Here is a 21,705-nt window from a genome sequence, read left to right as displayed (position 1 = left end):
GTCATAAGCCGTTCTGGCCTGAAGGTTAAAGGACAACCTTCACTCCAGCCCGTCTTATGCTTGTCGGGTCTGAACAAGCCACTTGCGCTTTTCTTATAACACTTGAGGTGCTTTAACATATCCCTTATAATTTGAAAAGAAAAGATTGAAGATTTGAGGGCATATAATGAAAACAATTTATGATATTCAGCAATTACTTAAGCGGTTTGGTACGATGATTTATATTGGGAACAGGGTGGCAGATTTAGAGCTGATGGAAGAAGAAGTAAAGGAACTTTATGATGCACAATTTATTGATACGAAGGTGTATCAGTCAGCTATTTTACTTTTAAGACAAGAAGCACAGATTTTGAAGGAAAAGAATGAAACTACATAAGAAAAGTTTCGACAGGAGTTCCTATTTTTCACGGGAACTCTTTTTTTAGAGCAAGCGTAAATTGGAGAAGAGAAATTAATACGATTAATAAATTGAAATGGGTGAAATTTTGTTTTTGTTCCTTGATATATAAGTATAGAAAAGTCCATCGTTTGATTATCACAATTTTCCAAAAATGGACAAACCTGAAACTTTTTTACGTTTCAATCGTCTAATACTGTGGGTAATTAGTTAATTAGACATTCTATAATTCTACAAAAATAAGGTAAAGGGACAATTGCTTTTTTGTAAAAAAAGTATTAAGATTATGTTTGATTTCGTTTCAACATCCTTAAAATGGTAAAAAGATCATAGAAATTTCCATATCTGTTCGAAAAAAACAGGGAGGGTATTAACTGATATGAAAAAAATTAACGGGTCAAAGTTCTCGCTAATTATTATCGCGACCGTATTGCTTTGGCTAAAGACGTATATTGTCTATAAAACTAGCTTTGATATTAAAATTGAAAACTGGAAACAGGAGTTTATCTTATTTATTAACCCACTGAGCTTCCTGCTTTTCATTTTTGGGATTAGTTTATTATTGAAGGAAAAAAATAGAAATCGCTATATTTTGATTACAAGTTTCTTTATTTCATTCGTACTATTTGCAAATGTTGTGTTTTATCGTTTCTTTAACGATTTCATCACATTGCCTGTCTTGTTTCAAACGAGTAATATGAGTGATTTAGGGAGCAGTGTGAATGAACTATTAAGCTTAACGGATTTCCTCTATTTTGCTGATTTTATTATTTTAGTGTTATTAATCGCATTCAAACCAAGTTTTATCTCGTATCGTCAATTCTCAAAAGTGGATCGAAGAGCTTATTTTTTGATTGCGATCGCGTTTGCCTTTTTTAATCTTGGGTTAGCTGAAACAGAGAGACCACAATTGCTTACACGTACATTTGACCGAGAAATGCTTGTAAAGAATATTGGGACGTATAATTATCATATTTATGATGCATTTCTTCAATCGAAGTCTTCGGCTCAGAGGGCTCTAGCAGACGGAAGTGAGTTAGTGGATATTGATAACTATATCCATGCAAATTATAAAAAGCCGAATGATGAAATGTTCGGGGTTGCTAAAGGGAAAAATGTCATTTTAATATCGATGGAGTCAACTCAAGGCTTTGTTATAAATGAAAAGGTAAATGGCCAGGAAATTACACCGTTTCTAAATGATTTTATCAAGGAAAGTTATTATTTTGATCAATTTTATCACCAGACAGGACAAGGAAAGACATCTGATTCCGAATTTCTAATTGATAATTCACTCTATCCATTAAGTCGTGGCGCTGTTTTCTTTACTCATTCAGGAAATGAATATACAGCAACACCAAATATATTGAAAGAATTTGGCTATTACTCGGCTACCTTGCATGCCAATAGCAAAAGCTTCTGGAATCGTGATATTATGTATGATTCCTTCGGTTATGACCATTTTTATTCATTAACTGATTATGATGTAAATGATGAGAATTCAGTTGGCTGGGGATTGAAGGATGTAGATTTCTTTGAACAATCCATTGCACATTTGAAGGAAATGCCACAGCCTTTCTATACTAAATTTATTACGTTAACGAATCATCATCCGTTTGAATTAGGTGAAGAAGATTCATTGATTGATCCGTATACTTCTGGCAACAAAACGGTTGATAATTATTTTCCAACTGTACGTTATATGGACGAAGCTATTAAACAATTTATTGAACGATTGAAAGTGGAAGGCTTGTATGAGGATTCGATCATTATCTTATACGGGGATCACTATGGCATTTCTCAAAATCATAACAAAGCAATGAGTGAATTTTTAGGGGAAGAAGTGACTCCTTTTGTTACTACACAGTTACAAAGAGTACCGTTAATTATTCATATTCCGGGGCAAGAAGGGAAAACAATTTCAACCGTATCCGGTCAAATTGATGTGAAGCCAACACTTCTACATTTATTAGGAATCCAAACAAAGGACAATATTGATTTTGGCTCGGATCTGTTTTCTGATGATAAAATGGAATTTACGGTTTTACGAGATGGCAGCTTTATAACGAAAGATTATATTTATACTAGTGAAACATGCTACGATAAACAGTCAGGTGAACTTACCGATATGGATGCATGTGCTCCATTTATTGAAAAGGCAGCAAATGAACTGGAATACTCTGACAAAATTATTTATGGGGATTTACTAAGATTTTATGAGAATGATGGACTAAGGAATTCAAAGCTGCTGGAAAATGAGCCGGCAATTGATGCGAACTAATAAAAGGAAAACCTGTGAATTTCATAGGTTTTCCTTTTTCGATTCACTCCTTAATAAAAGAGAGGCAGTCATTATTTATTACTTTTTTTCATATGAATGAATGGATGAAAGGAGGTAAGAATAATGAAAGTCCAAGTTCGATCTGGGGATTCACTCTGGCATTATAGCCGACTATTTATGATTCCTTTAAACTTACTTATTGATTCAAATCAAACGATCGATCCATCCGCTCTCCAGATAGGCCAGGAGGTGCAAATTCCAGGGTTCGTAGCTTTGGAATACAGAATACAAAAAGGGGATACATTTTGGAAGTTAAGTGAGTCTCGTCATCTTTCTGTTGACGCATTGCTTCTACTCAATCAAAAGGTAAATCCCAATCAATTAGCAGTTGGTGATCCTATACTGATTCCTCAAAGGGTCATTTCCCCTTTAGTTAATGGCAAAAGGCAATATAATTTTGAAGCCTTAACAAATGATATCGCTAAATTGAAATCTACCTATCCGTTTATCCAGATAAACAATATAGGTAAAAGTGTACTTGGAAAGCCAATTCAGGAAATTCGTCTTGGGAAGGGAACAAAAAAGATAAATATGAATGCTTCCTTCCATGCAAATGAATGGATTACCTCAGGCATATTAATGTCATTATTGAATCACTTTTTGTTATCATTAACAAATGCAAGGCCCATTAGAGGACTATCGACGATGCCTCTATACAATGAGATTGATCTTTCAATTGTGCCTATGGTGAATCCAGATGGTGTAAATTTAGTCATAAACGGTCCACCAGCAGAGGTGAGAGAGCAAGTCGTCCGGATAAATCAGGGAAGTACAGATTTTACTGGCTGGAAAGCCAATATAAGAGGGGTTGATTTAAACAATCAATTTCCTGCTAAATGGGAAGTGGAAAAAGAAAGAAAAGAAGAGAAGGCACCTGCTCCAAGGGATTATCCTGGTGATGCACCGCTAACAGAACCAGAATCGATTGCAATGGCAAATCTAGCTCGTACGAGACAATTTGATCGCATGCTTGCCTTCCATACACAAGGAGAGGAGTTCTATTGGGGATATGAAGGGCTAGAACCACCTGAATCGAGTAGAATAGCAGCAGAGTTTGCCAGGGTGAGTGGTTATGAGTCTGTACAATATATCGATAGTTTTGCTGGTTATAAGGATTGGTTTATTCAGGATTTTCGTAGACCAGGTTTTACAATTGAATTAGGATCTGGAATTAATCCTTTGCCGCTATCTCAATTTGATGAAATCTTTGAAGAGGTGCTTGGTATTTACCTTGCTGCATTATATATGTGATTGATGGATGAAAAGAAATCGGCAAATGCTGATTTCTTTTTATTGTCCATCTTTGGCGTTTAGTCCTATGAGGACGTAATCTAAGTTTGTTATATGTTATGCTAGATGCACTTGCAATTTTTTTGAAATCATTTTGAAATAATTGAAACATTTTCAGCATATTTTCGTACTAATAGTTGTGAACCGAAAGGAGGGGTGGAATTGTGGTGAACGTTAGAATTCAAGGTCGGGCTGTTCTTTTTTTATGTTCTTTTCTAGTTGGACTATTCATTTTAACTGGATGTATGTCTGAAAGAGAGTTAGGGAGGCATTCTGTGCTGCTGCATAATAAAGAAATAATAAAAGAAGCTATTCCACCTTCCTTTACAGGTCAAGATTTAATTCTACCTATCCAGATAGAAGAAGGGCAATTTAATTCAGTCAGTGGCTGGTTAAATAATGACAAGATCATCTATACGACTAACGTCGGGTTAGGGTCAAATATTTATACATATAATATATTTAATGGGGAGAATCAATTAATTTTTGAAAGTGATGCACCTGTGTCTTCGATAACGGTGAGCCCTTCAGGAAATCAATTATTGATTCATTCGGTTCCTACAACATATGGAGGCATCATCACGATCATTGACGATAATGGAAATGAAATAATGTCTGAAAGAATAGAAGCATTCGACTTTGTTATCGAGTGGAATCCTTATGATGAGAATATCCTCCTTCTATCCTTGTTTTCAGAGGACTGGGACTTTTCCACACAACGATTAAATCTTGCGGATAAAAGCATGGTTTCGATTGAACTTGAGGAGCCATTTATTCAATGGAAGAGTGCGGATGAAGTCATTTATTTAGATTGGGATCAACAGCAGCCATCCTTATTGGCCCCTTTAATGAAGAAGCCATTAACAAAAGGAGGGGAGCAAGTAGTATTTGATGAAATTTACTATATGAAGGCGATCAAAAATTATATTATGACGATTACAATTCCTTCTGATAAAATAAATGAATCAGTATATACGTTTCTTTCAAATGATTTCAATGAAGTTGCATCCTTTACTTTTCCACATTTAACAAGATACTCTGACTGGCTTATTCCTTATTTTGATTTTACTGAAAATCATCAAATATTTACATTAGCCCCATTGTATTATTCAGAATTTGATACATATGGAGAGGGTTTTCAGCTCTTGTCCCTTAATATTGATAAAGGGGAAGAGACAGTCATACTTGACGATTTGGGAAATGAACCAATAAGCTGTTCGCCTAATGGTGCTAATTGCTTATATGGCTTTTATTTGGAAAAACTAATTAATATAAATACGAAAGAAATGACTGAAATTGTGAAAGAATAATAATTATAAAAAAGGATGAAGAAACTATGGCAATTGTAGATGTAACTGTTATTCCAATTGGAACGGACACACCGAGTGTAAGTAGCTATGTTGCTGATATTCAGCGTGTGTTAATAGCGTATGAAGAAAAGGGGCAAATTCGATATCAGTTAACCCCAATGAATACGATTATTGAAGGAGAGCTTCCTGTTTTATTTGAAGTCATTCAGGCGATGCATGAAGTGCCATTTGAAAAAGGTCTTGTGCGCGTAGCAACGAATATTCGAATTGATGATCGACGTGATGTGAAAAGAAAAATGGAAGAAAAGGTTTCGAGAGTAGAGAATCAGTTAAACAAATAAAACAGATATATGTGTTTGTGAATCGAGTCAATAAAAAAAGGAAGGATCCCAATATGCAGGGACCTTCCTTTTTTTAAAAAAGTATGAAAGAACAAATAACTGACTAACGTACTTGTCCTCTTCTAGTGTGTTGCAGGGTAGCCGCTATTAATTAGTGTCAATAATGCGAATCCACCGAAAACGATGAATGATCCAGCAGCAAATACTAAACCAAGGATATTCTTGTTTTTAAATGCACTCCATGCACCATAAGCTGCTAGAATGGCAACTAAAAAGAAAATGATAACTGTTCCCATAATATTTTGCCCCCTTTTGTTATGATAAGCAGGCTTTCGCCAAGTGAAGAATCAATTTCAGGCATTGAACCTGTATGTAAAGCTACATATACATTCGTATTATATTCTATATTTTTTTTGATCATTTGTCGAGGTCAAAAAATGACACTTCTATGTCATTAATCGTATCTTATCCTTATTTCCGGAAATTTATTTGTGTTTTCATTCACTTTAGCTTGTATTCCTTTAATTTCTATTATGAAATAGTGTAAAATGGGTCATATCCAACATTTGGAGGTGTTGAAAATGGAATGGCATCAGCTTCCATTAGGTCCATTACAAACAAATTGTTACATCGTATCGAAGGAAAATCGTACGTGTTTAATTTTCGATCCAGGTGAAGAAAGCGAAAAATTAATCAAATGGATGAATGAGAAACAATTAAAGCCAATAGCGATTATTTTAACACATGCCCATTTCGATCATATTGGTGCAGTGGATGATATTAGAGATACATATCAAATTCCTGTATATGTACATGAGAATGAAGCAGACTGGTTGAGTGACCCGGCATTAAATGGATCACACTTATTTAAAGTGGGGAAATTAATTCAAGGCAAGCCAGCAGATCATGTTCTTACAGATGAAACAAATCTGACTATTGGTGATTTTGCTTTTAACATTTTAAAGACGCCTGGACATTCCCCTGGCAGCTTGTCCTTTTACTTTGCAGAAGGTAATCTAGTCATCTCTGGAGATGCCTTATTTAATGGCAGCATTGGACGTACGGATCTGCCTGGTGGAAATCATCATCAGCTTCTTAGCAGCATTCATGAACAATTATTGATTTTGCCTGAAGAAACAATTGCTTTACCGGGTCATGGCCCAGTGACAACAATCGGACGGGAAATGGATACAAACCCGTTTTTAAATGGATTTTAAATAAACGAAAACAATAGAAGCTCCCTTCTCAAAGGAGAAGGGAGCTTCTGGGGGATGTTCTATTCATATAATGGGAGGGGATATAGTTAAGCTACTAAAAATATAATATAATAAAGTTAACACTGTGTCAACAGTGTTAACTAGTAAAATAAAAAAAAAGCTTCAAATGTTTTACCAATTAAGTCGGTTGATTGGAGCGGTAGGTGCGACACTCCTCGAAAATGCTGTCGCATTTCCTTCGTGCGGTGTCAATTCTAAGAAGTCTATTCAAAGTTCTGCGGGATGTGTGGGACAGATGAGACCTAAGTAGGCGCAAGCGGACCACCCCGCGGAAAGGGAGCACACATGAGCGGAAATCAACCTTTACCAATTATGTATATAATAGCAACGAAGTTTACGGAAACAGACTAAAATAAAAATAATTTTAACGAAAAAAGATTTATAATGATTGACTATGCGTAAATCAAGTCTAAGTAACAGGACAAAAAGTGAAGCCTTAAGATATTTATCTAGTCTATTAATCTCTAATAAATGGATCACTATATTAAAGGAGTTATTATGTTCTATTTTTTAAAAGAATACATTGCTGCTCATTCGCAAAAAAAAATCTCATACGCAGAATATATGCAAGTAGTGCTGTATCATCCAATCTATGGATATTACATGAAGGAAAAAAGTAAGATTGGCCGAAATGGAGATTTCATTACGACGAGTAATGTTTCTGATATGTATGGACGATCACTTGCTAAATGGTTTTTTCAACAAGCAAAGGAATTAAAACTTCCTTTCTCAGTTTGTGAGATCGGAGCAGGAACAGGCCGATTTGCTAAGGCGTTTATTGATGAGTGGAAAGCGATCACGACTGAGAATCTCCAATACTTAATAGTCGAAGAAAGTCCTTATCATAGGAAACTACAACAGGAAATAATCACTTTTAATGAGGGGATAAGGCAAATAGAAAGCCTTGATGATGTTCGCCCTTTCGAGGGTCTTATTTTTTCAAATGAGTTATTTGATGCGCTTCCTGTCCACGTGATTGAAAATAAAAATGGGCAATTAATGGAAGTGTTCATAACAATAGAGAATGAAGAGCTTGTTGAAGAATTAACGCCTCTAAACAATGAAGAAATAATTCATTATCTTGAATATAGTAAATTACAACTAAAAAATCGGCAAAGAATCGAAATTCCTTTGATCATGACTACAGTCGTGAAAGAAATGGCTAAAGTCTTGCAGAGAGGATTAATTCTCACGGTGGACTATGGTTATACAAATGAGGAATGGATGGAGCCTGCTAGGAGAAACGGAAGCTTAAGAGGGTATTATAAACATCAACAATTAAATGATATTCTCAAGAATCCAGGAGAAATGGATCTTACTAGTCATGTTCATTTTGATTCCTTTATTAAAATAGGGGAGCTTAATGATTTAATATTTGTTCAGAAGTGGAGACAGGATGAATTTTTGCTGGAGATTGGCATATTAGAGGAATTGCAAGCGACTTTTGATCCGAATCCTTTTTCCGCAATAAGTAAAAGAAATAGAGCGATACGCAGCCTCATTATACCTGGGGGAATAAGCTCTTCCTTTCATGTGATCTTGCAGCAGAAGGGCATATAAAGGAAAAATAAAAAAGCGATGGATGCCATCGCTTTTTTATTTTGTAGCTTACTTATGTTTTTAGTGACCTGCACCTGGAACCATCATAAATGTGCTCCAATATGTAAAGCCTACGAAAAACACAGTTAAATATCCTGCAAAAACATATAAATACATACGTTCTGAAAGCTTTAAGTAGCTTAAAAGCAGGAAGAATCCTGTTTGGGCAAAGAAGATTAAAGACGTGGTATACATATCGCCTAAAAAGAACATAACGGCAAATATTCCAGTCCAGAATCCACAAACCTTGTACATACGATCCATATGTATCCCTCCTTTTCCCCTAGCAATTCACATCATTACATATTATAAGTTAAATGATAGCTAAAAGTAAATAACTCTTTGTTGCTACTTTGTGACGATCGCGTGATATGAACAAGAATCACAGCCACCGAGCATGTTTTCTTTCTCAATTAACTGAATTGAATCAAACAATGATTCAAACATTCCTTTTAAGAATTCAAAATGCATATTACATACGGAATCTGAGTGTTCAACAGCCACTTCTTTAAAAGGACAATTATAGATTTGGAAGTAGATTTTGCTTTGATCCTCATTTACTTCAAATTCTGGATGAAATCCTGACAAGGTTGATGCATTTTTTAAGATATTTAGCTTTTGATCAAAAGAAAGTGCTTCATGATTATTAAATGTATGGCCCAGTTCTTGATCAATCAATTCCTTTCCGAATGCTTTACCAGTTAGGTATAATGCTTTCTTGCCCTCTTCACCAAGTGAAATCATCGTTTGCATCGCAATTTTTGACAGCAGCTGATAATCACGATAAGGAAAATGCAATTGAATAACATCATCAGATAGTCGATAAAGTCTGCTTGGTCTGCCACCTTTACCTGTTTTCTGTGTGTCTGATACAAGCATGTTCACATCTTCAAGTTTTGAAAGATGTAATCTTGCGACGTTTGGATGGATATCAAAATTATCTGCTATTTCTTGGACGGTTACATCCTGATGCCTCTTCGTAATGTATTGATAAATATAGTAGCGCGTTGGATCAGATAATACATTTGTAATTTTTAATGTTTGTTCCACAAAATTCACCCCAGACCGGATTTGATTCCATTATAATACAGCTATGAAGGGTTAACACTGTATTCACTATAAGTTTATAAAAAGTTCACAATTAAACCTATAACATAAGTCACAATTAAGGAGACTAAATGATAAATTTAAACAAAATATGATAACTTTCACACTGTGTCTGTTGTGTTTACCCATATATTGCGGTTATTTCGTAAAATTAATACATATTAATTGTCAAAATAGAAAGTAGATTATATAATAAAGTCGAAAAAAGAAAAGGTGGTGCTATTTATAAATTGAATACAATTGAAAAGCTTGCAGAAAGAATCATTATTGACGCAGTAAGAAATCATGCCTCAGATATCCACATTGTCCCCCGTAGAGACGACACCCTCATTCAACTACGTCTTGCAAACAAACTCATACCTAGACTATATTTACCAAAAGAAGAATGTGAACGACTTATTTCTCATTTCAAATTCACTGCATCAATGGATATTGGAGAGAAGAGACGTCCGCAAAGTGGTGCCTACTCTTATCAAATTGATGGACAAACATTCGGTTTTCGCTTTTCAACCTTGCCCTCTACCTACAATGAAAGCCTTGTCATTCGGATCCTCCCTCAACAAGAACAAATTCCCTTCTACCAAATTTCCTTATTTCCAGCAATGACTCGTAAAATGCTTGCCTTATTGAAACATGCACACGGCTTAATCGTGTTCACCGGTCCAACTGGATCTGGAAAAACTACGACCTTATACTCCCTATTGAATGAAACCTCCCATTTATTTAACCGTAATGTGATTACACTAGAAGATCCTATTGAAAAAGTAAATGACATGGTGCTTCAAGTACAAGTGAATGAAAAAGCAGGTGTCTCCTATGCGGCAGGGTTGAAAGCTATTTTAAGGCATGATCCCGATATTATTATGGTTGGAGAAATTAGGGATGCGGAGACAGCAAAGATTGCAGTAAGGGCAGCGCTGACAGGGCATTTAGTACTTTCAACAATGCATACGAGGGATGCGAAGGGAGCCATTTTTCGACTGGCTGAATTTGGCGTGAATCCGATCGAAATTGAACAGACACTTGTTGCGGTTACTGCCCAGAGGCTTGTTGAATTAACCTGTCCATTTTGTCAGAATGAATGCTCTCCTTACTGTCATTGCTATGGAAGATTGAAAAGAGCTAGTGTGTTTGAACTACTAGCAGGCAAGGCCTTATATGCCACAATGAAACAGGCAAGGGGCGAGGACGCCGTCATTAAGTACCGTACATTGAAGGATATTATTAAAAAAGGAATTGCTCTTGGATTTATTAAAGAAAAGGAATATGAGCGGTGGGTGCTAGATAATGACAGCATATAAATGGAGTTTACAGGAGCAATGTCATTTCCTCAAACGAACGGGAGAGCTTCTTGATAGAGGCTATCCATTGTCAGAAGCAGTAGAATCACTCCTATTTCAGCTTTCTAAAAGAAAAAGGGATGAGCTTAGTCAATGTTTAGCTGATTTAAAGGAAGGGTATCCTTTTCATCAGGTTTTGGCAAAATTAAAATTCAATCAACATTTGGTCGGTTATGTTTTTTTTGCAGAACAACATGGTGGACTTGCTGATGCGTTTCAGAGCAGCAGTGAAATGATGCTGAAGCGAGATCTGGATTTTGAAAAAGTAAAAAAACTACTCGCCTATCCAATATTTTTAATTCTCATTACAGCTGTCTTATTTGTTTTTGTGGAGACAAGTATTTTGCCAAGATTTTCTTCACTCTTCCAATCCATGCAGCTTCAAGCAAATTTCTTCACGAAAGTAGTTTCCTCATTTGGAGAGCTTCTCCCATTTATTTCATTAGGATTTCTTTTTATTTGTCTCCTTTTCGCAGCCTACTATTTCTTCATATTTCAAAAGCTTCCACAGATTAAACAGAAAACAATGCTTGCTTCTATGCCAGTTCTTGGTGTGTTCTTTCGCTTATTTTATACCCACTATTTTTCTGTACAATTAAGTTATTTATTAGCAAGTGGCTTATCAATACACGAAGCACTCCATCTATTTGAGAAGAATGAAAAACAACCACTTTATAAAGATCTCGGAAAAGAAATGATAAAAGATTTACGAAAAGGTGAAGGACTTGAAGAAATCCTGCTTAAATATCGATTTTTTGAGCGGGAGGTTACACATATTATTCAACATGGACAAAAGAATGGAAAATTAGATCAAGAGCTGTTCTTTTTTAGTAAATATTGTTTGAGCTTATTGGAGACAAAAATTGAAAGATTAATGAAAACGGTTCAGCCTTGTTTATATATGCTGATTGGTTTTTTAATAATTTCCATGTATTTAGCAGTGCTGCTGCCAATGTTTCATTTAATGGAGGGATTTTGATTATGAAAATATTAAAAAGTGAAAAAGCATTTACTTTGCTAGAAATGATGATTGTCTTGCTTGTAATTTCCGTGCTTTTAATCATTACGATACCTAATATAACGAAGCATAATGGAACAATAAATAAAAAAGGCTGTGAGGCTTTTGTGAAGATGGTTCAAGCCCAAGTTCAAGCGTATGAAATTGAGAATAAGGAAACACCTAAAGATGTTGAAACATTAGTTAAGGCCATGTATTTAAATGAAAATGAGACAACATGTCCAAATGGAGAAGATATCATCATTACTGAAGGAAAAGTATCAACAATTAATAATGGTTCTTCATCTGATGAGGACTAAATCAAAGAATGGCTTCACTTTATTAGAAACTTTATTCGTTCTAACGGTCTTTCTTGTCATCACCTCTGTATCTGCTATTCTATTAAAATCTCCGTTCTCCTCACTTGAAAAACAACAATTTGTCACTCAATTAAAAGCAGACTTATTATTTGCCCAGCAACATGCAATGTCACAGCAAGCTACAGTAAGTGTTCATATTCTTCCAGAGGAAAATTATTATTATTTGCGAGGGAGCTATGATTCAGGCTACTTATTAGTAAGGGAAATTCCAAAAACGGTCACAATTAAAGAAGGAACGATGAAGCTGTTCTTTTATTTCAAGCCTGATGGAAACATTAATCGGTTTGGAACTTTTAATATTGTCATTGATAATCAATGGTACCGAATGACCTTTTTACTTGGAAAGGGGAGATTTTATGTATCGAAGGAATGAGGGCTTCTTTTTAGCCGAGTTATTGCTATCTTTGGCAGCATGGCTCATTATTGCCAGCATACTTTTTCCTTTGATCATTTTTAGTATGAATCAATCTGTCCAATTAAAGGAAGAATTTAATGCAACACAAGTGTTATATGAAATATTGATGGATGCGAAGAAGAAAAAAACGAATCCAATGATTGGCCCACGGGAAAAGGACGAAACCATCTATGAGGTGACTTTAGAAATAACAGACGAAAATCCTTTAATGGAGGTTTGTGTAAGGTATGAAGATTTTCTTCGTCGGTCTTATAAAAAATGCGAAGTATATCGATAATAAGGGTTTTACTATGGTAGAAATGTTGTTGGCATTTTCCCTTTTCCTTATTATTGCTTCCTTGTTTTCGATCAGTCTTACTTCTCTTCTCCCAAATGATCAATTTGATCTAAGATATAAAGAGCTGGAATGGCATGTTTTTGTCGCGCAATTAAAGAAGGAGATTCATTCTGCTGAAGAAATGGATGTCGAAAATAACCGACTAGTTATTCGGGTAAATGGACAAAACGTTCAATTTGATAAACATGGAACGAATATAAGAAGAAGGGTTAATGATACGGGTCATGAAATTGTTTTTCAGCAAGTGAATTCTATCCTATTTGAACGATTAAAGGATGGGATGAATTTGACGGTCGTTGATTTACAACAACAAAAATATACAGCTGTTTTTTATTCGTTTCTTGAGATGGAGGAAAATTATGCTCCGTAATGAAAAAGGGTTTACCTATCCGATGACTTTTTGTATTTTATTACTTGCTGCTCTTTTTCTATCGTTTCAACTTGATTTATATATTTCAGAAAAAAGGATTATTAGTGATACGGAAGCTTTCTTGAAACAAGAATATTATTTTTTAAGTGCGATAAGGTTAGTGGAGGACTTATTTGCAGAAGAAAGTAATAATGATCATTTTTCAGGGGATATTTCCTATTTAGATGGAGAAATTCAATATGAAACGGTGAAAATAACGGATAGCCTTTATCGTGTGATGTTTATTTTGAAGATGAATCAGATGAATAAGGTGTCAGCCAATGGTTATTATGACAAAGAGCTGGGGAAAATGATACAATGGAATGAATGAATTCCTTTTTGTGAGGCTAATATATATGAAATCAATCTATTTAACGGGTTTTATGGGTGCTGGAAAGACAACCGTCGGCAAAGCGTTAGGGGAATATTTAGAAATCCCTATTTTTGACTTAGATGCAGAAATTGAAAAAAAAGAATGTTGTACCATTCAATCAATTTTTGAACGTTACGGTGAATCATACTTTCGAGAAATTGAATCAGCAGTATTACAAGAAATGCCAACAGAAAATACAATCATTACAACGGGTGGAGGAATCATCTGTCGTAATGAAAATAGGCAATTTCTAAAAGTTAAGGGATTCGTAATCTTCCTATATGCTTCAGAAGAGGAAATTTACAGAAGACTGATAGAAGATAAAACCCGTCCATTATTATCTGGGGACAAACGAGCGAATATAGCAAATTTATATAATGAAAGACTGCCGATTTACCGTGAGTCAGCAGACATGATAATTGATACAACCGGTAAGAGTATTCGTATGATTGTGCAGGAAATTCACACATGTTTAGATTCATCTGAAAATGGACAAAATGATTGTGATAAAAACATATAGTAAATGACTAAATGTAGGTGTGTCCATGAAATCAAATGACTATGTGAAATATATTACTCAAACCGTTGTGAAATACATTGACCAGCCCAAAGATGAAAGACGAAAACAGCGTTTAAATAAAAAAGACATCAAGGAACCCTTTTTATTCAAATGGTTTGGTGTGATTCCATATGCACTTCATGCAATTGTAAAAAGAAAAAACAAAGAGAAACGAACCTTATAAGGTTTGCTTCTCTTTATTTGTTTAAATCGATTTATGCAGGGAATGAAATTGCTTGATCTGTTAAATAGAATAACCCACCATTAATAATTGAAATGTTCACTTTTGGTTCGTACTGTTCCTTTAAAGCTTGTTTTTCAATTTCATAACTTTCTTCTTTCTCCTCGACATCCTGATAAAAATGTTCAAGTAAGTTCAAATCTTTTTGCCAGCGGGCAGTTGCCTCCTCCGCCCATTGGTGATCTTCTGTTGCAATTTCTTGCTGAATGAAATGCTGAATGCGTATAATCCCACTTTTCGGCATAACTAAAGGAGATAAAGTAAATGAATAATCCGGGATTTTTGGTGTAAGTGACACTGTCATTAGCTTTTCATGAAAATGATCAACCATTTGCCCATTAATTAATTGTAATCCAATGGATCGAAACACATCTCTCTTCCGATCGCATTGATAGGAAATGCGCAAATTAATGCCAAGCCATGGCCGTAGAGGGGTTTGCTGCCTATCTGAGTGATGATTCTTTTCATATAATCGAATATAACCAGCTAAATTTTTCGTTGATTCGAAAATTTGATGTAATCGCGGTGAGCCAAAATGGATCGTTTCTCCTTTAATTGTTTTTGGTGCAATATTCGGATCTGTAATCAAAGTTAACTGCATTGGATTAGGGATGCCCCCTGTTTTTTCTAAATAATGCCAGTAAAAGGGACGATTCATTAGTACCTTATCCAGCTCAATCGATAATTGAACAGTAAGATAGCCAGGGCCTTTATCAGTAATGCTGCAATTATTCGCCTGAAAGTATCTCTCAAGAAAATGCTGAATTTCCTGCTGTTGCATGTGCTTCACCTTCTCTCATTTCTTCAGCAAATTGAATCATTGAGGTTAAATTATCCATTTTAATTTTCATTTCACCCTCTGAAGCAGATTTTCCAAAGATATCGATTAAATGATCATCGATATTTCCAAAATCAAGTTTTGTAAGAATATCATCTAAATCCCCAATTACTTTTTCAAATAGATGGATTTTTTCATATAGAAGTTTCAAAACATGCTCTTCAACAGTATCTTTAATAGCGAAATTATAAATAACGACATCCTTTTCCTGGCCGAGACGATGGATGCGCCCAATTCTTTGTTCGAGTCTCATCGGATTCCATGGCAAGTCAAAATTGATAATATGATTGCAAAATTGAAGATTTATTCCTTCTCCGCCAGCCTCGGTCGCAATAAGGACTTGGGCGTTTTTTTGAAATAGCTCCCTCATCCAATCCTTTTTCCCTCTTTTGAATCCGCCTCTAAATGGAACTGAAGTAATTCCATGCTGCTTGAGAAACCATTGTAAATACATTTGGGTTGCCCGATATTCGGTAAATATGATTACTTTATCGTTAATCTCCTGTATTAGCTCAAGGGCTTTATCAGCTTTTGCATTTGTTTGAACAGCCTCTACTTTGGAAATTAAAGATTGGATTTGTTCCTTAAATGCTTCTGAAGGATCTTCTTTCTTTTGGAGCATATTCCTTAATGTGAAAAAAACAGCCTCCCTGCTGCTGCAAGCCTCACGTTGCAAAGTCATAACGGAAAATTTGCTTGAGTTCATCCAATTGTTTTCTTTGCGAAGAGTTGAAACTGCTTCATAGAGCTCTCTTTCTTCTTTGGAAAACTCGATTGGCAATGTTTCAACCTTTCTTTTTGTCCATTCAATTCCAGTATCTGCTCTTCGATTACGGATCATTACTTTATTGACAAGTTCTTTTAAGTATTCATCATCTTCAATAGAACGAGAATCCTTTTGATACTTTTGATAAAAGTCTGTTTCATTTCCTAAATGACCAGGTTTCAATAAAGAAACAAGATTGAAAATCTCACTAATGCGATTTTGTATCGGTGTTGCTGTAAGCAGTAAGCAAAACTTCTTTTTTAAGTTTTGGACGAATTCATAGTTTTTTGTTTTATTATTTTTCAGCTTATGTGCTTCATCAATGATAACTAAATCATAATCTTGTTGATAAATAATATCCTTATGCGGATTGCGCTTGGCAGTATCTATCGAGGAGACAACGACATCACATTGCTCCCAAACGTAGCTTTTTCTTTGCGTAATGGCTGGGATATAAAATTTTGTGTTTAGTTCAATAGCCCATTGGGTGACAAGTGATGCTGGCACAAGGATAAGCACCTTTTTTACGAGACCTCTGATCATATATTCCTTTAAGATAAGTCCAGCTTCAATTGTTTTCCCTAATCCAACTTCATCGGCGAGGATGGCTTTTCCATTCATATTTTCAACCACTTGCTTAGCAACCTCTAATTGATGCGGCAAAGGAGTAAGGCTTGATAGGTGCTTTGGTGCTTTTAGCCCTTCAAATTCAGGGATGATTGTATGATTTTCAACTTCTAGGGCTAATTTATAAAGCTCCCAGCTTCCCCATGGCCCATCCTCTTCAATTCGATGTAAAAATTCATTTTGCCATGTGGAATCAAAATTTATTTGCACAGACATCTACTACCGCTCCTTTAAATCGATAAAAATTTTTTCCCCATTGCTCAAATTTACTTCTAATGGTAGGATGAAATTAGCTTTGAAATTTTTGAAATTTGCCACTTTAATTAAGACAATTAAAATATTTTTTCATTTTTTGTTGGCATATGCGTTTAGTATGGCCAACTTGGAAAAATTTATAAATACGGATGATAGCAAGGGGAGAGACTACATTTTGTAGCGCCGAAGGAGCAAGCAATCTTTATTGTGAATCTCTCAGGCAAAAGAACTCTTGTTGGACGTAGCTCTGGAGAGTGCTCCTACATGACTAGCTTTTATTGCTTCTTTTCATAGAAACATATGAGTTATTTCCTTTAGAAGTAGTGAAGATACCGAGGGATGACTTGCCATGTATATGAATGGGAAGTGAAATGCTTTTCACTTTTTATTATGGGGCCACCAAAGGGGAAAGCCGAAATTCGGTAAACTTTCAGGTGCAAGGACAGAGATCTTCTCATTAAACGAGGGGATACTCTGTCCTTTTTTGTGCGCATTTCAAACTTTTCAAAAGGATGATAAGGAGGACGAGTGAATGTCACAGTTAAAACGAACACCATTATTTGAAGTCTACAAAGATTATGGTGCGAAGACAATTGACTTTGGGGGCTGGGATTTGCCTGTTCAGTTTTCAAGCATCAAGGAAGAGCATGAAGTCGTAAGAACGAAAGCTGGCTTATTTGATGTCTCTCATATGGGGGAAATTGAAGTAAAAGGGGCAGATAGCCTTCCATATCTTCAGAAAATGATGACAAACGATCTCTCAAAATTAAAAATTTCAGCAGCTCAGTATACAGCGATGTGCTATGAAAATGGCGGAACTGTTGACGATTTACTCGTTTATAAATTAGCAGACAATCATTATTTACTTGTTGTAAACGCATCAAATATTGAAAAAGATTATAAATGGCTTGCTGATCATCTTGAAGGGGACGTTGAGTTGAAAGATCTATCAGAAGAAACAGCTCAAGTTGCTATTCAAGGACCATTAGCAGAAACTGTACTGCAAAAGCTTGCTGCTGATACAAATTTATCAGATATTGGTTTTTTTAAATTTCAAGAAAATGTCGATCTTAATGGAAAAAAAGCACTTGTTTCACGAACAGGCTATACAGGTGAAGATGGATTTGAAGTGTACTGTAATACAAAGGATGTTATTTCCATCTGGAAGGACATATTAGAAGCTGGGAAAGAAGAAGGAGTACTGCCATGCGGCCTAGGTGCACGTGATACGCTGCGTTTTGAAGCAAATCTTGTTCTTTACGGTCAGGAATTATCTCCAGAAATTTCCCCGCTTGAGGCTGGAATTGGGTTTGCAGTGAAGGTGAAAAAAGAAGATGATTTTATCGGAAAAGATACGCTGACTGCGCAAAAGGAAAATGGCTTAACTAGAAAGCTAGCAGGGATTGAAATGATTGATCGTGGAATCCCTCGTCACGGCTATCCAGTATATTTTGGAGAAGAGCTAATTGGTGAAGTGACAACAGGAACACAATCACCTACATTAAAGAAAAATATTGGCCTTGCTTTGCTAAAAACAGAACACACTGAAATAGGCACGGAAGTGGAAGTTGAAATACGAGGAAAGCGCTTAAAAGCAATCGTAGCGGCTACACCCTTTTATAAAAGAGACAAAAAATAGAGAGGAGACATAAAAATGAAACATCGCTATTTACCGATGACAGAGACCGATAAGAAAGAAATGCTCGATACAATCGGTGTCAACTCAATTGATGAATTATTTAGTGATATTCCTGAAAGTGTAAGGTTTAATGGTGAATATCAGATTAAACCTGCAAAAACAGAGACCGCACTTATGAAAGAGCTTACACTTATGGCTCAAAAAAATGCAGATCTTAGAAGCCATACATCTTTTTTAGGTGCAGGTGTATATGATCATTATATGCCGATTATCGTTGATCACGTCTTGTCACGTTCAGAATTTTATACAGCGTACACTCCATATCAGCCTGAAATTTCACAAGGGGAACTTCAAGCCATTTTTGAATTCCAGTCAATGATTTGTGAATTAACAGGAATGGATGTTGCAAACTCATCTATGTACGATGGTGGAACGGCTCTAGCAGAAGCAGCGATGCTAAGTGCTGGCCAAACGAAACGTAAGAAAGTACTTATTTCTAGCGCTGTACACCCTGAATCCAAGGAAGTCGTGAAAACATATGCTAAAGGTCAATACATTGATGTAATTGAAGTGCCGCATAAAGATGGTGTGACAGATGTGGATGCATTAAAAGAGATGATAGATGATGAAATCGCAGCTGTTATCATTCAATATCCAAACTTTTTCGGAAGAATTGAACCGCTGAAAGAATTAGAAGAAATCATTCATGCAGAGAAAGCGATGTTTGTCGTTTCAAGTAATCCACTTGCACTTGGTGCTTTAACACCTCCAGGGAAATTCGGTGCAGATATTGTTGCAGGTGATGCACAAGTATTTGGAATTCCAACTGGATTTGGCGGCCCGCACTGTGGTTATTTTGCTGTAACAAATAAATTGATGAGAAAAGTTCCTGGTCGTCTTGTTGGACAAACAGTCGATGAGGAAGGTCGCCGTGGGTTTGTGTTAACACTTCAAGCACGTGAACAGCATATCCGTCGTGACAAGGCAACATCTAATATTTGTTCAAACCAAGCGTTAAATGCTCTTGCAGCATCTGTTGCAATGACTGCACTTGGTAAAAAAGGCGTAAAAGAAATGGCTCTTTCCAATATTCAAAAAGCGCATTATGCGAAACAATTATTTAAAGCAAAAGGTTTTGAAATTGCGTTCGAAGGTCCATCCTTCAATGAATTTGTTATTAAATTAAATACGCCAGTTAAAGAAGTGAATATGAAGCTTCTCGAAAAAAATATGATTGGCGGCTATGATTTAGGCCGAGATTATTCAGATTTGAAGAATCATATGCTCGTTGCTGTAACTGAATTAAGAACGAAGGAAGAAATTGATACATTTGTAAACGAAATGGGGGATTACCATGCATAAGGATGATCAAGCACTCATTTTTGAATTAACAAAACCTGGCCGCATCGGTTATAGCCTCCCGGAAATGGATATTCCGGAATTGGATATAAATGAACTGATTCCTGCAGGATATGTAAGGGAAGAAGAAGCTGAGCTTCCAGAAGTATCTGAGCTTGATATTATGCGTCATTATACAGCCCTTTCTAACCGCAATCACGGGGTTGACTCAGGCTTCTACCCACTTGGATCATGTACGATGAAATATAATCCGAAAATCAATGAAAATGTTGCCAGAATTCCTGGATTTGCTCATCTGCACCCATTGCAGGATGAAAGCTCTGTCCAAGGGGCATTGGAGCTAATGTATGATTTACAGGAGCATTTAATTGAAATTACGGGGATGGACCAAGTAACCCTTCAGCCTGCTGCTGGTGCACATGGAGAATGGACAGCCTTGATGATGGTTCGTGCTTTCCACGAGGCAAATGGCGATCATAAACGTACAAAAGTCCTAATCCCTGACTCAGCACATGGCACGAACCCTGCCTCAGCAACAGTTGCTGGTTTTGAAACCATCACTGTTAAATCAGATGAAAACGGCCTAGTTGATTTAGAGGATTTGAAACGTGTGGTTGGTGAAGACACAGCTGCGCTTATGCTGACGAATCCTAACACTTTAGGTCTATTTGAAGAGAATATCCTTGAAATGGCCGAGATTGTTCATGCTGCTGGAGGAAAGCTTTATTATGATGGGGCGAATTTAAATGCAGTCATGTCAAAAGCTCGTCCAGGAGATATGGGGTTTGACCTTGTTCACTTAAATCTTCATAAAACATTTACTGGACCACATGGCGGAGGTGGCCCTGGTTCTGGCCCTGTAGGTGTAAAGGCTGATTTAATCCCTTACCTACCAAAGCCAATTTTAGTGAAGCGTGATGATCAGTACGTATTAGATTATGATCGACCACAATCAATCGGACGTGTAAAGCCTTATTATGGAAACTTTGGCATTAATGTTCGAGCATATACGTATATTCGCTCCATGGGTCCTGATGGCCTTAAGGCAGTTACAGAATATGCAGTATTGAATGCAAATTATATGATGAGAAGATTGCAGGATAGCTATGATTTGCCATTTGATAGACATTGTAAGCATGAATTTGTATTAAGTGGAAAGCGTCAGAAAAAGCTTGGTGTTCGTACACTTGATATTGCCAAACGTCTGCTTGATTTTGGCTATCATCCGCCAACAATCTACTTCCCAATCAATGTGGAAGAATGTATTATGATTGAACCGACGGAAACAGAGTCGAAAGAAACATTAGATGCATTTTGTGATGCAATGATTCAAATTGCGAAAGAGGCAGAGGAAAACCCAGAAATTGTCCAAGAAGCACCGCATAGTACGGTAATTGGTCGTCTTGATGAAACGCTGGCAGCTCGTAAGCCTGTTCTTCGCTACAAAAAACAATAAGTTGTTAAATAAAACTGGCTCTTTAATGGGCCAGTTTTTTATTTTTAAAAAA

24 protein-coding genes and 1 riboswitch are annotated in these 21,705 nt (G+C 36.1%); of the genes, 19 read left to right on the top strand and 5 right to left on the bottom strand.

Annotation, left to right across the window (positions count from 1 at the left end; genetic code table 11):
• Positions 1–166 precede the first annotated feature (166 nt).
• From J2Z40_RS07060 to J2Z40_RS07040, 5 genes are all read left to right on the top strand, one after another.
• Complete coding sequence (locus tag J2Z40_RS07060) at positions 167–376, top strand: YqgQ family protein (RefSeq protein ID WP_066395947.1); 210 nt, start codon at positions 167–169, stop codon at positions 374–376.
• 400 nt (positions 377–776) lie between these two features.
• Entirely contained in the window at positions 777–2,678 is a 1,902-nt protein-coding gene (locus J2Z40_RS07055; RefSeq protein ID WP_066395944.1) for an LTA synthase family protein, read from the top strand.
• Positions 2,679–2,801: 123 nt separating this feature from the next.
• On the top strand, positions 2,802–3,989 hold the full coding sequence (locus J2Z40_RS07050; protein ID WP_066395942.1) for a M14 family metallopeptidase: 1,188 nt from the start codon (positions 2,802–2,804) through the stop codon (positions 3,987–3,989).
• A gap of 206 nt (positions 3,990–4,195) precedes the next feature.
• Positions 4,196–5,338: a YqgU-like beta propeller domain-containing protein gene (locus J2Z40_RS07045; RefSeq protein ID WP_157087834.1), complete on the top strand. Its 1,143-nt coding sequence runs from the start codon at positions 4,196–4,198 to the stop codon at positions 5,336–5,338.
• A 26-nt stretch (positions 5,339–5,364) separates the two neighbouring features.
• Entirely contained in the window at positions 5,365–5,679 is a 315-nt protein-coding gene (locus J2Z40_RS07040; protein ID WP_066395937.1) for an MTH1187 family thiamine-binding protein, read from the top strand.
• Positions 5,680–5,801: 122 nt separating this feature from the next.
• Here the strand turns inward: J2Z40_RS07040 and J2Z40_RS07035 are convergent, their stop codons facing one another.
• Complete coding sequence (locus J2Z40_RS07035) at positions 5,802–5,975, bottom strand: DUF2759 domain-containing protein (protein WP_066395934.1); 174 nt, start codon at positions 5,973–5,975, stop codon at positions 5,802–5,804.
• A 285-nt stretch (positions 5,976–6,260) separates the two neighbouring features.
• On the opposite strand from J2Z40_RS07035, the gene J2Z40_RS07030 reads away from it, so the two are divergent.
• A complete protein-coding gene (locus J2Z40_RS07030; protein ID WP_066395932.1) occupies positions 6,261–6,896 on the top strand; it encodes an MBL fold metallo-hydrolase in 636 nt (211 codons plus the stop codon).
• 558 nt (positions 6,897–7,454) lie between these two features.
• Positions 7,455–8,516, top strand: a complete 1,062-nt coding sequence (locus tag J2Z40_RS07025) for a class I SAM-dependent methyltransferase (RefSeq protein WP_066395930.1) — start codon at positions 7,455–7,457, stop codon at positions 8,514–8,516.
• Positions 8,517–8,576: 60 nt separating this feature from the next.
• Here J2Z40_RS07025 and J2Z40_RS07020 read toward each other — a convergent pair whose 3' ends face one another.
• Complete coding sequence (locus tag J2Z40_RS07020; protein WP_053477001.1) at positions 8,577–8,819, bottom strand: DUF2626 domain-containing protein; 243 nt, start codon at positions 8,817–8,819, stop codon at positions 8,577–8,579.
• An 84-nt stretch (positions 8,820–8,903) separates the two neighbouring features.
• Positions 8,904–9,605 (bottom strand): helix-turn-helix domain-containing protein, encoded by a 702-nt coding sequence (locus J2Z40_RS07015; RefSeq protein WP_066395927.1) that lies wholly within the window; start codon positions 9,603–9,605, stop codon positions 8,904–8,906.
• Positions 9,606–9,892: 287 nt separating this feature from the next.
• Here J2Z40_RS07015 and comGA point away from each other — a divergent pair, with 287 nt between their 5' ends.
• Genes comGA through J2Z40_RS06970 form a run of 9 tightly spaced genes read left to right on the top strand, consistent with a single transcriptional unit; the run spans position 9,893 to position 14,656 of the window.
• A complete protein-coding gene (comGA, locus tag J2Z40_RS07010) occupies positions 9,893–10,963 on the top strand; it encodes a competence type IV pilus ATPase ComGA (protein ID WP_066395925.1) in 1,071 nt (356 codons plus the stop codon).
• Positions 10,950–11,981, top strand: a complete 1,032-nt coding sequence (gene comGB, locus J2Z40_RS07005; RefSeq protein WP_066395917.1) for a competence type IV pilus assembly protein ComGB — start codon at positions 10,950–10,952, stop codon at positions 11,979–11,981. The genes comGA and comGB overlap by 14 nt, the downstream gene beginning before the upstream one ends.
• Before the next feature lie 2 nt (positions 11,982–11,983).
• Entirely contained in the window at positions 11,984–12,319 is a 336-nt protein-coding gene (comGC, locus tag J2Z40_RS07000; protein ID WP_066395915.1) for a competence type IV pilus major pilin ComGC, read from the top strand.
• Complete coding sequence (comGD, locus tag J2Z40_RS06995; RefSeq protein ID WP_245350003.1) at positions 12,246–12,752, top strand: competence type IV pilus minor pilin ComGD; 507 nt, start codon at positions 12,246–12,248, stop codon at positions 12,750–12,752. The genes comGC and comGD overlap by 74 nt, the downstream gene beginning before the upstream one ends.
• Positions 12,736–13,071, top strand: a complete 336-nt coding sequence (locus J2Z40_RS06990) for a hypothetical protein (RefSeq protein ID WP_066395911.1) — start codon at positions 12,736–12,738, stop codon at positions 13,069–13,071. Before comGD ends, J2Z40_RS06990 begins: the two co-directional genes overlap by 17 nt.
• Positions 13,022–13,501 carry a competence type IV pilus minor pilin ComGF gene (gene comGF, locus J2Z40_RS06985; protein WP_066395909.1) on the top strand — a complete coding sequence of 160 codons (480 nt, stop codon included), beginning with the start codon at positions 13,022–13,024 and terminating at the stop codon, positions 13,499–13,501. The genes J2Z40_RS06990 and comGF overlap by 50 nt, the downstream gene beginning before the upstream one ends.
• Entirely contained in the window at positions 13,491–13,871 is a 381-nt protein-coding gene (gene comGG / locus J2Z40_RS06980; RefSeq protein ID WP_066395903.1) for a competence type IV pilus minor pilin ComGG, read from the top strand. The genes comGF and comGG overlap by 11 nt, the downstream gene beginning before the upstream one ends.
• A gap of 25 nt (positions 13,872–13,896) precedes the next feature.
• Positions 13,897–14,433: a shikimate kinase gene (locus J2Z40_RS06975; RefSeq protein ID WP_066395901.1), complete on the top strand. Its 537-nt coding sequence runs from the start codon at positions 13,897–13,899 to the stop codon at positions 14,431–14,433.
• 25 nt (positions 14,434–14,458) lie between these two features.
• Entirely contained in the window at positions 14,459–14,656 is a 198-nt protein-coding gene (locus J2Z40_RS06970; RefSeq protein ID WP_066395899.1) for a YqzE family protein, read from the top strand.
• 31 nt (positions 14,657–14,687) lie between these two features.
• On the opposite strand, the gene J2Z40_RS06965 is transcribed toward J2Z40_RS06970, so the two are convergent.
• Both J2Z40_RS06965 and J2Z40_RS06960 read right to left on the bottom strand, forming a co-directional pair.
• On the bottom strand, positions 14,688–15,494 hold the full coding sequence (locus J2Z40_RS06965; protein WP_066395898.1) for a YqhG family protein: 807 nt from the start codon (positions 15,492–15,494) through the stop codon (positions 14,688–14,690).
• Complete coding sequence (locus tag J2Z40_RS06960; RefSeq protein WP_066395897.1) at positions 15,463–17,160, bottom strand: DEAD/DEAH box helicase; 1,698 nt, start codon at positions 17,158–17,160, stop codon at positions 15,463–15,465. Before J2Z40_RS06960 ends, J2Z40_RS06965 begins: the two co-directional genes overlap by 32 nt.
• 188 nt (positions 17,161–17,348) lie before the next feature.
• Positions 17,349–17,441: riboswitch (glycine riboswitch) on the top strand.
• 290 nt (positions 17,442–17,731) lie between these two features.
• Here J2Z40_RS06960 and gcvT point away from each other — a divergent pair.
• Genes gcvT through gcvPB form a run of 3 tightly spaced genes read left to right on the top strand, consistent with a single transcriptional unit; the run spans position 17,732 to position 21,653 of the window.
• Positions 17,732–18,838, top strand: a complete 1,107-nt coding sequence (gene gcvT / locus J2Z40_RS06955; RefSeq protein ID WP_066395896.1) for a glycine cleavage system aminomethyltransferase GcvT — start codon at positions 17,732–17,734, stop codon at positions 18,836–18,838.
• Between the two features lie 15 nt (positions 18,839–18,853).
• Entirely contained in the window at positions 18,854–20,200 is a 1,347-nt protein-coding gene (gene gcvPA, locus J2Z40_RS06950; protein ID WP_066395894.1) for an aminomethyl-transferring glycine dehydrogenase subunit GcvPA, read from the top strand.
• Complete coding sequence (gene gcvPB / locus J2Z40_RS06945; protein ID WP_066395891.1) at positions 20,193–21,653, top strand: aminomethyl-transferring glycine dehydrogenase subunit GcvPB; 1,461 nt, start codon at positions 20,193–20,195, stop codon at positions 21,651–21,653. The genes gcvPA and gcvPB overlap by 8 nt, the downstream gene beginning before the upstream one ends.
• Positions 21,654–21,705: the final 52 nt, after the last annotated feature.

Origin of the sequence: Cytobacillus eiseniae (assembly GCF_017874625.1) — a bacterium.
Lineage (GTDB): Bacteria > Bacillota > Bacilli > Bacillales > Cytobacillaceae > Cytobacillus > Cytobacillus eiseniae.
This window is presented reverse-complemented; position numbering and strand designations above follow the sequence as displayed.